The sequence below is a fragment of the Cycloclasticus sp. P1 genome, from assembly GCF_000299965.1.
Taxonomy (GTDB): domain Bacteria; phylum Pseudomonadota; class Gammaproteobacteria; order Methylococcales; family Cycloclasticaceae; genus Cycloclasticus; species Cycloclasticus pugetii.
Window position 1 is genome coordinate 1380753 of record NC_018697.1, and the last position, 13809, is coordinate 1394561.

Sequence of the window (13809 nt, forward strand, 5' to 3'; positions counted from 1 at the left end):
TGGTTAATCAGTTGCCGAAATAGAACGATAAGAAAGCTTTCATGCTGAAAAGTAAGATATTTGGAGACTTAGAGGTGCTTTTCCGGGAATTAGATCAGGAAGCCGTCCAATGAGTACCACCTCGACAAATGACCGGCGGGAATAACTACAACAAGTATTGAAACTATGAATATCGAATACAACTCAGCTTGACTCTATAGCTACTATAGACATTACAATTGCGAATAATTATCAGTTAGCCCAAGGAAAACCCATATGCCGCCGCTTGTAATGACCCTTTCATCTGAACGAAAGCATTCTATTAGGCGTATTTATGCGTTTTGCCTTTTATTTGTGTTCGTATCTTGGTCAATCGTGGGCCTTGCCGCATCCGAAGATCACCTGGTGGAACTACGGCAGATTGCACAACTAGCAGAATATATCGGTGTTGATTACTCCGAAGCTGTCAACGACGGTCAGATAACTGACAACGGTGAGTATCAGGAGATGCTGGAGTTCTCCAGCCTAATTACTACGAAAATCTCGCGTGTAGCTGAATCTTTTAGCAAGCTCCAACCTATTGTCCACCAAGCAAAGTCGCTTCAATCATCTATCCAGAACAAACAAAGCATCAATACCGTGCGAGTGTTAACCGCTGAATTGAGGTATTCAGTACTGACACTGGCACCACAATCATCTCTGCCCACTGCGCTAATGGCGATAGCTAAAAGGCAACAGATGTATGAAAACAACTGTGCTAGCTGCCACGGTGTAACCGGACAGGGAGATGGAATTGCAGCTGCAAATTTAGAGCCATCCCCTACTGATTTCACTGACAAAGAACGCGCATTAAACCGATCCATCCTCGGCCTATATGATGCGATTGCCAACGGTATCGACGGCACGGCTATGCCTGCTTTTGCTCAATTAACCGACCAACAGAAGTGGTCGCTGGCGTTCTATGTGGGTAGCCTTGCTTTCCAGCCATCTGAGCAACTTCCCGCTCAAGCCGACCCCGCCATTTCTCTGCACCAGCTTGTAAACTATAGTCCCTCGTTGTTAGCCAAAGAGCTGCCCGACAAGCACACAAATGTCATTGAACAACTTCGAGCCAACCCAAACCCATTGTTTGTCGCAAAGAGTACACCATTAACTGTCACCCGAGAACGGCTTAAAGCAGCGCAATCTGCGTACCACATGGGCGAATATGATCGGGCACACAATCTCACTGTTAGCGCTTATCTGGATGGTTTTGAATTAGTTGAAAACAACCTGGATGCAAGAAATCAAGCATTGCGGAAAAGTATTGAAACCACCTTGATTAAACTTCGTCATGCTATCAGCCAGCCACAAAATGACCCCGAATTGGACAGCGTGATGTCCAATGCATTCAATCAATTGGATCAAGCCGAACGGCTTTTAACTGAATCGGCCCTATCGAATGGAACGCTTTTTTCAGCGAGTTTGGTGATTCTGCTACGCGAAGGCTTGGAAGCGCTGTTAGTCATTATTGCGTTAACGACAGTGCTGATACGAACGCAACGCCGGGATGCACTAAAGTATGTGCATGCTGGGTGGATTTCCGCGCTATTCGCTGGTGGTGCCACATGGCTGGTAGCCCAAACACTAATCAGTATAAGCGGTGCCAGTAGGGAAGTAATGGAGGGTGTCGCCGCGATGTTAGCCGCGGTGGTGTTATTTTATGTCGGCATCTGGATGCATGACAAAACTCATGCTGAGCAATGGCAAGCCTATATCCAGCAACATATTAACACCAAACTTAAGTCTGGAACCCTCTGGGGATTAACCGCCCTTGCATTTATCGCAGTGTACCGCGAAGTATTTGAAACGGTTCTCTTTTACCAATCGCTGCTGACACAATCTGTTGATGCTCAATTGTCTTATGTCGCAGGGGGGTTCTTTCTCGGCACAATTATACTCTTCGTGTTGGCGTGGGTATTGATCAAGTATTCAATCAAGCTCCCCATAGCTCGCTTCTTCGCGACAACCACCTATTTATTATTGACCCTCTCGTTCGTACTAATGGGCAAGGCTGTATCAGCTCTTCAAGAAGCTGCTTTTATCGATATTTCACCATTGCCGGTTAGTTTTTCAATTGAATGGATTGGCGTTAATTCAACATGGCAGGGAGTATTGTCCCAGGCACTGATACTACTCGCTTTCGCTGTGGTCATACTACGGTCGAAAGTTAGGAGGAATTCGATACGGCAGGCATAGCGTCCAATAACAAGGAATAGGCTTCACGGATTCTCCAGTTGCTTTGCCGACAAGTTTCTCAAAATACCGCACTCCTCGACAGTGCGGTTAGTTGAGCAGCTATCCCGTAGCGATGTTAGATGTCGCCGAAGCCCTTCCAGTTCCTTCATACGTTGCTCCACTTGCTCAATATGATTATCAATCATCTTGTTCACATCATCACAATGCATACCAGGCGATTGGTTTAATTCAATCAACTGACGAACCTCTGATAAAGCAAGGTCAAGGCTACGGCAATTTTTAATAAACATAAGTTGTCCAACAGCCGACTGGTCATACAGACGAAAATTCCCTTCACTGCGCCTTTTCGATGCAAGCAGTTTCTCTTTTTCGTAATAGCGTATTGTCTGCACGGAGCATCCGGTCAATTTGGCTAGCTCACCAATTTTCATCCTTCTTCCTCAAAGCTTGACTCTATAGTTACTATAGAGTTTAAACTATGCAGTAATGGTAAAACAAGGGCTCAAATATGACTGATTCGTGTGATGGGGGATGTGCTGACTCTGCTGATAAAAGCATAGCCATGCCGCTGCATAGAACGCGGGGCTCTGGAGGCTTCGCCAGCGTATTTACGATACCCAAGATGGACTGCCCCTCTGAAGAAAGCATGATCCGAATGGCTGTTAGCGCCATCGACCCTTCTGTCGCACTCGAATTTGATACACCGAATCGTAAGGCCACCGTGTTTCATGGCGACAATTTTGCACCCATTCAGGCCGCTATCGAAAATCTTGGACTGGGGGCAACCGTAGATGATACGCGACCCATTGATGGGGAGGACTTCTCAGCAGCGGTCACCTCCGCGCAGGCAACCAACAGCAAGGAAGCTGGCGTCCTCAAGTGGCTATTAGCGATCAATGCCCTCATGTTTGGGGTAGAAATCAGCATCGGTTGGGTTGCACAGTCGACTGGACTAATTGCCGATTCCCTGGATATGTTTGCTGATGCTGCCGTTTATGGATTGGCCCTCTACGCCGTAGGCCACAGCGCTCGCATGAAGCTACGAGCGGCACACTTTTCCGGTTGGTTACAAATGATTCTAGCACTTGGCGCGCTGAGTGAAGTCATCAGGCGATTTATATTTGGCAGTGAGCCCTTATCCATGCTTATGATGAGCTTTGGTTTACTCGCATTGATTGCCAACTCCCTGTGCCTGGTACTGATCAACAAGCAAAAAGACAGTGGTGTACACATGAAAGCAAGTTGGATTTTTTCGGCCAACGATGTGATCGCTAATTTAGGGCTTATCATGGCAGGTTTACTGGTTGCACTAACCGATTCACGTTATCCGGATTTGGTGATTGGTTTCGTGATCGGCTTAATCGTTTTGAATGGCGCACGCCGTATTTTGCAATTGAAATCGTGAATGCAAAAAAGGTAACTTAATCCGTTATGCATAATCACAATCATGAATCATCTGACTCACGCATTGGTTGGGCGTTCTTTCTCAATCTTGGATTCACCATTGTGGAATTTATTGGTGGCTGGCTCACCAACAGCACAGCAATCATGGCGGATGCCATGCATGATCTTGGCGATAGCTTATCAATCGGGCTCGCCTGGATTTTAAGCAAAATAGCGCATAAACAAGCTAACGACACCTATAGTTATGGCTATCAAAGATTTTCCTTGTTAGGCGCACTGGTTAATGGCGCGGTTCTCATCGGCGGGTCTATATGGGTATTAAGCGAAGCAATTCCCCGCTTATCCGATCCAGAAATGCCCCATGCACAGGGCATGATTGTTCTGGCCATATTTGGAATAGCCGTCAATGGATTCGCCGCTTATAAGCTTAGCCATGGAAAATCATTAAATGAGCGCGTTTTGAATTGGCACTTATTAGAAGACGTTTTAGGCTGGGTGGCAGTTTTACTCGTTGCTGTTGTGCTTAGCTTTGTCGATCTCCCTGTGCTCGATCCACTTTTATCCATCGGATTTACCTTGTTCATATTATTCAATGTCACCAAGACACTCATCGACACCATTAAGATTTTTCTTCAGGCAACGCCAGACACAAAAGTTCGGCAGGATATCATTAGCGACTTGAAATCTCTTGAGAAAATTAGGAGTGTACATCACGTCCATATCTGGTCGCTTGATGGTGCTAATGATGTATTAACCGCACACCTTGAACTCGAAAAGGCGATAAGCGATTTAGGCCAACAGGAGCTAAAACGAGAAATTTCAAGGACTCTACAACGCTACGACTTATCGCATACAACGATAGAATTAGAATTCCCCGATGAAGACTGCCGAGATAGCGAAGCAACTTCAACCAAAACAACATTGCCAACAAGTCCTTGAAGTCAACCATAAATGAAAACAGTCGAATTTTTAAACAATTCTACTAAGAATCTTGATCAGATAGACATATTTAGTATCAAACGCATTAACCGTATAGATTATACAAACCGAATGGTATAGAATTAATAGTATGTTGCGGCCATTCATCTCATACCTGTTTATCTTTTCGCTACTCTTTATGGGTATCGAAAGCGCTGTCGATATTACCGGTGGTGAACACCCCCACGGTGACGAATATGCGCATGTCCTGGACAGCGATGACTCGCATTCATCTGATTCAACTACTGACAACGACCACTGCTCACATTGCTGCCACGGTCATACCGGCAGCATTGCCGGTCATGCTCCAGTACTGAACTGTGACATGGCTAATCAACAGTTTTCTTTCTACCAGCCACACTTCCTCAACTTTACCCAAGCACCACCCACTCCGCCGCCCAACGTATAAATCATTTCTGATCTTTATCAGCATACCTACTGTTGTGGAGCGACATTCGCTTACAACAACTACGTGTGCACGAATGTTTATGGAATATCGGACTATGATTTATGCAAACACGAAACATTATTGCTGCCTTACTTTTAGGTAGCCTATCCTTGGTGAGCTGGGCGGATTCGATTAAATCGCCTATGCAAAACACCGAACAAGTGTCGCGGCGCGTCAATGCTTCCACAGCGCTAACGCTGGAAGATGCCATCACCCGCACCCTGAAAAACAACCCGCAGTTGTACCAATACCGTTTTCGTCAGCAGAGCCTTGTGGCACAGCGCGAAAGCAGCTCGCTCTCTCCAGCCCTGAATCTGGGACTGGAAGTCGAAAACATCGCGGGCAGCGGAGAGTTTAACGGGCTTGATAGCGCGGAAACTACCCTTGCACTGTCTTCTGTGATTGAGCTGGGAGCCAAGGCGCGTTCACGGGTTGCGGTGATTGATGCCAGAACCGACCGCTTGAATTTTGAGCGCCAGGCGACAACGCTGGATGTACTCGGTGAACTAACGACAACGTTTATTCGTTCTCTTTCCACCCAAGAGAGCATTGCTCTTGCAATGGAGGCTGTTGCGCTATCAGAGCAAATGCTAAAAACCGTTGAACAGCGAGCGTCTAAAGGTGCTGCCCCTGAGGCGGAGGTTATGCGCGCTAAAGCAGCACACACTCGTACATCTATTCGCCTACAGGCATTGCGCAGCAGTTTTAAGCGTCAGAAGGTAATGCTAAGCAGCTTCTGGGGGAGTACCAATCCCCACTTTACTGAACTCAGCGGTAGCCTATCTGCGCTTGGCTCTTCGGATGATTTTGCCAGTTTATTACAACGCGCCAAGCATTCCCCTGCCATTGCTATTTTTGCCAGCGAGGCTCGGCTAAAAGATGCCGAAGTCAATCTGGCTCAGGCACAAAGTCGCGTGGATATAGGCTGGCAATTGGGTGTCAGGCGTTTCGAAGCAACCGATGACACTGCGTTAACGGCGGGCATTTCGATTCCGTTGTTCAGTGGTAAACGTAACCGTGGGAGCGTCGCCTCGGCATTGGCCGAGCGCAATGCCGTGGACTACCAACAAGCTGATGCCCAGCTCAAGCTACACAACCGCTTGTTCGCTGCCTTCTCTCAGCGTGAAGAGAATAAGGCTGCTGTCGAGCAGTTCAGCACTCAGGTCTTACCCGCGCTGGAGCAGGCATTACTTTTGACACGACAAGCCTACGAAAACGGTCGCTATCGCTATCAAGACTGGATTGCCGCACAGGAAGAACTGCTCACTGCCAAGCAACAACATATTGAAGCCGCTACTGCAGCACAGCTCAATCAAACACTCATCGAGCAATTAATTGCAGAACCACTGGCAGCTAACGCTTTATCTTATTAACACAGCATTTTGGCAAATAAAACACTTTGCCAAGAGCGCAAGGAATTAACGATGAAAACTTTACCACTCTATTTAACCCTGACAATCGCAGTGATTATCGGCGTAACAAACCCTGCTTTTGCTCAGGCAGACTCTGATGATCACGACCACGATCATGAAGCCCATGCCACCGAAGATACCCAACAGGGTGAGAGCGAGGATCATAAGCACCAAAATGAACATGGCGACACAGACAATCAGTCCCACGATGACGAAGAAAATACCAGTCGTATTGATAGCGATATGGCTGTCCAAGTCGGTATTGGTACAACAGCCGCCACAGAAAAAACCCTTCACCAAACCATCACCAGCTATGGTGTGCTCTCAACCGGGCCGGAACAACTCAGTCATATGCGGGCACGTTTTTCTGGGTTGATTACCTCTGTTAAGGCCAGTATCGGCGATACGGTCAAAGCAGGCGACTTACTCGCCGAAGTGGAATCCGATGAAAGCCTGAAGAAATATTCGGTGCGCGCTCCCATTTCTGGGACGGTCGTACAACGTCACGCCAACACCGGCGAAGTCACCAAGGATCAGGTGTTATTTTCCATCGCCGATTTTGGCACTCTATGGGCCGAACTGCGTATCTACCCAGCGCAACGGGATAACGTCTCTACAGGGCAAACCGTTGAAATTGCCTCAGACAAACAAACCATTACTGGCAAGATCAGCCATATCATTCCTTCCCTAAACAAACCCTATCAACTCGCTCGCGTACAGCTGGATAACAGGCAGCTGGGGCTATCGCCCGGCTTGCTGGTCGAGGGGCATATCGTCATAGCCGAATTTAAGGTGCCGTTAGCTGTTGAAAAAGCGGCTGTGCAACAGTTAGGCGGACGTTCCGGTGTTTTTATTCAAGAGGAGGAGACTTACCGCTTCGCCCCCTTAACACTTGGCCGTGCCGATGAGCATTACGTCGAAGTACTGGGAGGTATTAACGCGAGCCAGCGCTATGTCAACCAAAACAGCTATCTGATCAAAGCAGATATCGAAAAATCCGAAGCCGAACACGAACACTAAGGGGCGCACCATGATTGATTCTATACTGCGCCTTGCCATTGAACGGCGCTATTTATTTCTCAGTTTAATATTTGTTGTGATCGGTATTGGCGTCTGGAGTTACCAAAAATTACCGATTGATGCCGTGCCTGATATTACCAATGTGCAGGTACAGATTAACACGGCAGCACCCGGTTATTCGCCTTTAGAAGCAGAACAACGCATTACCTATCCGGTAGAAACGGCGTTATACGGGCTGCCCAAATTGGCATACACCCGGTCGCTATCGCGTTATGGCCTCTCACAAGTCACCGTCGTCTTTGAGGAAGGCACAGACATCTATGCCGCGCGCAACCTGATTGATAATCGATTGGGGGCGATTCAAAGTGTGTTGCCACCCGGCATTGAACCAGAGATGGGGCCAATCTCAACCGGGCTGGGTGAAATCTTTATGTACACCGTGCAAGCATCGCCCGATGCCACCATGGCGAATGGTCAACCTTATGATGCGACCGCCTTGCGTGAAATTCAGGACTGGATCATCAAGCCCCAGTTGGCACAGGTCAAAGGTGTGATCGAAGTCAACAGCATTGGTGGTTTCAACAAGCAATACCACGTTACGCCCGACCCAAAAAAGCTGCTGTACTACCGCATCAGTGTCGAAGAACTGGTCAATGCCCTGCAAGCGAATAATGATAATCGCGGCGCGGGATACATCGAGCGCAACGGGCAGCAATTACTGGTGCGTTCTCCCGGTCAATTGGCGACCGTGGAGGACATCGGCAATGTGATCATTACCGAGCACGACAGCGTGCCGATAAAAATTCAGGATGTGGCCGACATTGGCATTGGCAAAGAGCTACGCTCTGGTGCTGCCACGCAAAACGGCAAGGAAACTGTACTCGGTACAGCCATGATGCTAATCGGTGCTAACTCCCGCACCGTGGCGCGCGATGTCGCCAACAAACTCGAAGCCGTACAAGACTCATTACCCGATGGTGTCAGCGCGGAGCCGGTCTATGACCGAACCCGTCTGGTGGACAAGGCCATTGCTACTGTTGCCAAAAACCTGCTTGAAGGCGCACTGCTGGTGATTGTCGTGCTGTTTACTCTACTTGGCAATTTTAGGGCGGCACTCATTACCGCTGCGGTCATTCCACTTTCCATGCTAGCCACCATGACCGGCATGGTACGCACAGGGGTTTCCGCTAACCTGATGAGTCTGGGTGCACTGGATTTCGGCCTCATTGTCGATGGCGCTGTCATCATTGTCGAAAATGCAGTGCGGCGTTTGGCAGAAGCACAACACAATGGCAACCAACAAACATTGCGCGAGCGTCTGGATACGGTATATGCAGCCACAGCTGAAGTCATCCGGCCCAGTTTATTCGGCGTGGCGATCATTACCGTTGTCTATATCCCCATTTTCTCTCTTACCGGTGTTGAAGGAAAAATGTTCCATCCGATGGCAGCCACGGTGGTGATGGCATTGCTGTCGGCGATGGTGTTTTCTCTGACGATTGTGCCTGCCGCTGTCGCTGTTTTCCTACGCGGCAAGATCAGCGAAAAAGAAAGCGTGGTGATAACCAAGACTAAATCCTTTTATAAACCACTCTTACTGCTGGCGCTTAAATTTCGCTGGGTAGTCGTCAGCTTTGCTGCGCTACTAATCGCGGGGTGTATCTGGTTGGCGACTACGCTGGGTTCAGAATTTGTCCCACAGTTAAACGAAGGGGATATTGCGCTACACGCCATGCGAATTCCAGGCACAGGGTTAGAGCAGGCGGTAGAGATGCAGGAAATTCTTGAACAGCGCATCAAATCTTTCCCGGAAGTTGATAAGGTGTTTGCACGCATTGGCACGGCAGAAGTCGCCACCGACCCTATGCCACCCAATGTTGCCGATAACTTCGTGATATTAAAGCCGCGCAATGAATGGCCTAATCCTGATAAAACCAAGGATGAGCTGGTCACTGAAATGGAAACCGCACTCGAAGAACTGCCCGGTAATAACTACGAGTTTACCCAACCGATACAAATGCGCTTTAACGAGCTGATATCCGGTGTACGTGCAGATCTCGGCATTAAAGTCTTTGGCGACGACCTCGATCAACTGGTATTGACGGCTAACGATATACTCAAGGCAATCAACCAGGTGCCGGGAGCCGCAGATGCTCGTGTTGAGCAAGTCACTGGCCTACCGACCTTGTCGATAATTCCCAAACGTACCGCCCTGGGTCGATACGGGTTAAATGTGGTGGAACTGCAAGACTGGGTCTCTGCGGCAATTGGTGGTGAATCGGCAGGCTTATTGTACGAAGGTGACCGGCGCTTTGAGTTGATTGTTCGCTTACCTGAAACGCTACGCCGCGATATCGACCGTCTCTCGTTTTTGCCCGTACCTCTGCCCAATGGCGACTACATCCCTCTGGAGGAAGTCGCTACATTAGATATTTCACCGGGGCCAGCACAAATCAGCCGCGAAAACGGGAAACGTCGGGTAGTAGTGACTGCCAATGTTAGAGGTCGTGACCTCGGCAGCTTTGTTACCGAAGTCAAAGCACGCATTAACAACGACGTTGATATACCACCGGGTTACTGGATCAATTACGGCGGTACCTTTGAGCAATTGGAGTCTGCCAGCCAACGCTTAGCCCTCGTGGTACCCATCACCCTGCTTATTATTATTGGTTTATTGGTGATGGCCTTTGGCTCACTCAAAGATGCGCTAATTATTTTTACCGGCGTCCCTTTGGCGCTAACCGGTGGGGTTCTCTCTCTATGGTTGCGGGATATGCCACTGTCGATTTCGGCAGGCGTTGGTTTTATTGCCCTATCTGGAGTCGCCGTGCTCAACGGTTTAGTGATGCTGGCCTTTATTCGTGATCTCTGGCATGAAAAAGGTGATCTTCTGACATCAGTTGTTGATGGTGCATTAATTAGATTGCGTCCAGTATTAATGACCGCACTGGTTGCCAGCCTCGGTTTCGTACCCATGGCACTCAATACGGGAACTGGCGCTGAAGTGCAGCGACCTCTGGCAACTGTTGTGATTGGGGGCATTATTTCGTCGACGTTGCTAACACTTTTTGTCTTGCCCGTGCTGTACCACTGGGTACATCGTCATAGCAAGCAAGGTGTCGAAGCCGGATAAACTTGAGAGCACACCCTCCTCCTTAGGGGGTGTGCTAATTTTCGTCCCTACCCAAAGGGACAGATGAAGACCAAAAGGTAAACCCAGGAATTTTGGTTTGGTGACTAAAAATCAGCGTTACGGATGACACCAACAACTATCACTCTCGCTATCAAAAAATCTTACATCCATATTTTCACCTAATTCATCAGATATAAGCTGTGCGACGCGCGTACAGTAGCCTTGATCATTTCCAAATACTGAAATTGCTATTTTTTCGATCCCTGATTTAGCGATTCTGCGCAAAATATGGAGATCATGTTCTCCAATTCCCCAACCGTATAAGACAAGCTCAGAGGGTAAATTGGCCAATACTTCGCGATAAACTGTGTTTAGGTAATAGCTGCCCTGAATGGATTTTACTTTCTGCTGGCTAGTGCCCTCACTAACAAATAGCGGTACGTAACTACCGGCCTCCCATTTGTTTAAGATTTGGTCAAGTAGACTGATCCCTCCTGAGGTTATTTTCCTTTCGTTTTCTATTTTGTCTCTAGCCAGCACCAAACTTCCATGGGGATAGAAAACTAAGGTGCAAGACTGTTCTCCACCAATAGGATCGCGAAAACGAGACCAATCATCGTCAAACTCTGACTGCAAGAAACAGTCTTTAAAAGCATGGCGATCCTGAATATCCAATCCATACATCATCGCCCAATAAACAATCAGGTCATAGTTCAATGGTATGACAGTGTTGAAACTTTTAAGAAAGTTATAGATATTCGGAATGCTTTCCGAGACATGCTCGTACTCAGAATGAATATCTCTAACTGCCGCAATTAGGCAGTCTCTTACATGCAGGTATGCTTGCTCTGTCTTTTCATCTTCAATCTTTAAGGATTTATTTACATTGGTCGCCTGCCATACAATTCTGAGAATAAGCTCAAAGTCATCTGTATGGAAAAAGTCGAACAGACTCTGTATATCGTCAGTTAGCAAGCCATTGTCAGTCGCATGCTCCTTCAATGACCCATAGGCAAAACTATCGTCAATCGCGATGCTTGCTCCGTTCCCCAGCAAGATTGCCCCGCCATTGAATTCGTCTTTGATATCAGACCACTGAAATATTTTGGTCGGCAACTGCACATCCTCCTGATCTATAAAGACAGCTTGTCCACAAATAATGCCGAGCGACAATACACTGATCTAGCTGTAACTGTCACCCTCAAACCCAATGCAAGAGGGTATCACCAGGTACCTTTTAGTGCTGCGGTGAGGTCGAAACCAGACTTTTTAATCATGTAATCAGCAATCCTCTGGCTTGCCTCTCGGAGTTTTGTCATGGAAGGGTGAATATAATGTGCATCCACGCCTTCCCTGGCATGGCTTAGTAATTCATCAATAAGGATTGGGCTGATTTCCAGTTCTGCTCCAATAGACTTGTAGGTTCGTCGCAAATCATGATTCGTAACAGATACTCCAGACGCGTTTTTAACGATCTTTCGAGCATCCTTTGTGTCCCTGTAATGCCCGCTGCCAGTAATTCCCGGAAATAGATACTCCGTCTGTTCAGGCAAATTCGCCAATCGATTACGAACAATCGTTTCAGTGGCAGTGTTCAGGGGTAATTCCACCTGCTTGCCGCCCTTCTTGATAATCTTGAAAGTATGCCTATTGAGATCAATACCGGCGATCCGGATAGTCACCGTACCCGTCAACCTTACACCCGAGAACAGCATAAATAACAAAGCATCCCGCCCATTCCGAAAGGCGGAAGTGTGATCATGCTCCCGGAGGCCCAGCACCGCTTTAAGATAGGGTTTGAAATCGCCATCATCCAGGCGCTCGGTGCGACGGTTAGAGCGATTGATGTTAACACCCAGTTGCTTCATCGCCCGGCTAACCGGATTTCGGAGAAAAAGGTCCGACTCGTCATATTTCGCCTGAGCCCAGTTCCATACTGATCTCAATATGCGCATCGCATTGTGCAATTGGGTTTCGCCTTTACCCACTTGCTGGAGGTATACGGCCTTCACCTGCTCTGCCGATATGCTGTACAGAGGCTCATCCAGTAAGTCCACCAACAAAGCCTCACATTTATTTTTGATATCTATCAAATAACGGTCACCGGGACGCCTCTCCGCAACAAAGCCATCGGGTAAATACTCCCCTTCCTGATCTGTTGGTGAGCCAAATATCATGTCTCTGAAAGATCGCTTAGCCGAGAATAGCTGTTGCTCATTATCCTGCTCTGCGGCTAACTGCTGGGCAAGTAACTGGGGGTCACGCCCTTCTTGTATTTCTAGGAACAGGCTATCCGCTTTCTGCCTCAACTCCGAGATCGGTACTTCCGCGTTTCTCGCTTCGCCGACCTTCATAATTTGCCGCTTATACAGCTTACTTTTTTGCTGGCCGCGAATACGAATCCTTTCGTATACACAGAACGCACTATCTGAATATGATTGATTGGGCCTGACTCTTATGGCCAGATGACTACCATTATCATAAAGGTATGATTCCTTGGTAAACTCACCGCTATTAATTCGGCGCTCAATTGCGGTTAAGGTTGGCTTGCTGAATTTGATCCGGTTTTCTGATGATCTTCCCATGAACAAGAACTCCTTTTCAGGCGATGATGGGGCTAGATTTGGGATACACCTGGGATACAAAACAGAGTAATTTTTGTATCCCAGAGGAAATATCGAGTAACAGTGAAAATTGACGAACCAGGAAAGAATAAGGCATTAAATCCTTATATATCAACCACTTGAGTAGCGAAAATCAACTTTAAGGAACTTCAATCAACACTGAGGAATGATTATACGAGAAGGATTCAAAATCCGGTTTCTTCGGAAGTGCCGGTTCGATTCCGGCCCTCTACCACTTAAGTTTTCAGCAATAGACTGAATCAGACCTCAAAGCCCATTACTAAACGGCTTTGAGGCTCTAAACCCTCTCTTTACTTTCCGCAATAAACCGCATTAAACGGCATCTTTTGTCTTTCATTTACGCCATTTTTACGCCATTTTTACGCCACAATTTACGCCACAATTTACGCCACAATTTACGCCACAATTTACGCCACAATTTACGCCACAATTTACGCCACAATTTACGCCACAATTTACACCAAGTTATTTTTAACGGGGGCGTTGGTGGCTAAACCGAGAAAAGTTCGTAATAAATGGCGAGTTGAATTCAGGCGTAGTAGTTGTACTGAA

General features: G+C 47.6%; 10 protein-coding genes. 6 read left to right on the top strand and 4 right to left on the bottom strand.

Annotation, left to right across the window (positions count from 1 at the left end):
- Nucleotides 1-255: 255 nt before the first annotated feature.
- Entirely contained in the window at nucleotides 256-2217 is a 1962-nt protein-coding gene (locus Q91_RS06630) for a cytochrome c/FTR1 family iron permease (protein WP_015006110.1), read from the top strand.
- Between the two features lie 23 nt (nucleotides 2218-2240).
- Here Q91_RS06630 and cadR read toward each other — a convergent pair whose 3' ends face one another.
- Nucleotides 2241-2648: a Cd(II)/Pb(II)-responsive transcriptional regulator gene (cadR, locus tag Q91_RS06635; protein WP_015006111.1), complete on the bottom strand. Its 408-nt coding sequence runs from the start codon at nucleotides 2646-2648 to the stop codon at nucleotides 2241-2243.
- A gap of 77 nt (nucleotides 2649-2725) precedes the next feature.
- Here cadR and Q91_RS06640 point away from each other — a divergent pair, with 77 nt between their 5' ends.
- A complete protein-coding gene (locus tag Q91_RS06640; RefSeq protein WP_015006112.1) occupies nucleotides 2726-3622 on the top strand; it encodes a cation transporter in 897 nt (298 codons plus the stop codon).
- Between the two features lie 26 nt (nucleotides 3623-3648).
- Nucleotides 3649-4560, top strand: coding sequence for a cation diffusion facilitator family transporter (locus Q91_RS06645; protein WP_041230518.1), 912 nt, complete (start codon nucleotides 3649-3651; stop codon nucleotides 4558-4560).
- 301 nt (nucleotides 4561-4861) lie between these two features.
- Here Q91_RS06645 and Q91_RS11610 read toward each other — a convergent pair whose 3' ends face one another.
- Nucleotides 4862-5032, bottom strand: coding sequence for a hypothetical protein (locus Q91_RS11610; protein WP_020162271.1), 171 nt, complete (start codon nucleotides 5030-5032; stop codon nucleotides 4862-4864).
- 77 nt (nucleotides 5033-5109) lie between these two features.
- On the opposite strand from Q91_RS11610, the gene Q91_RS06650 reads away from it, so the two are divergent.
- The 3 genes from Q91_RS06650 to Q91_RS06660 are packed head-to-tail and all read left to right on the top strand — an operon-like array spanning nucleotide 5110 to nucleotide 10612.
- The gene (locus Q91_RS06650) at nucleotides 5110-6420 is read left to right on the top strand and encodes a TolC family protein (RefSeq protein ID WP_015006115.1); all 1311 of its coding nucleotides are present in this window, start codon (nucleotides 5110-5112) and stop codon (nucleotides 6418-6420) included.
- Between the two features lie 51 nt (nucleotides 6421-6471).
- Entirely contained in the window at nucleotides 6472-7479 is a 1008-nt protein-coding gene (locus tag Q91_RS06655; RefSeq protein WP_015006116.1) for an efflux RND transporter periplasmic adaptor subunit, read from the top strand.
- A 10-nt stretch (nucleotides 7480-7489) separates the two neighbouring features.
- The gene (locus Q91_RS06660) at nucleotides 7490-10612 is read left to right on the top strand and encodes an efflux RND transporter permease subunit (protein ID WP_015006117.1); all 3123 of its coding nucleotides are present in this window, start codon (nucleotides 7490-7492) and stop codon (nucleotides 10610-10612) included.
- Nucleotides 10613-10729: 117 nt separating this feature from the next.
- Here Q91_RS06660 and Q91_RS06665 read toward each other — a convergent pair whose 3' ends face one another.
- The gene (locus Q91_RS06665) at nucleotides 10730-11728 is read right to left on the bottom strand and encodes a DUF4917 family protein (protein ID WP_015006118.1); all 999 of its coding nucleotides are present in this window, start codon (nucleotides 11726-11728) and stop codon (nucleotides 10730-10732) included.
- Nucleotides 11729-11835: 107 nt separating this feature from the next.
- Nucleotides 11836-13197, bottom strand: coding sequence for a tyrosine-type recombinase/integrase (locus tag Q91_RS06670; RefSeq protein ID WP_015006119.1), 1362 nt, complete (start codon nucleotides 13195-13197; stop codon nucleotides 11836-11838).
- Between the last annotated feature and the right edge of the window lie 612 nt (nucleotides 13198-13809).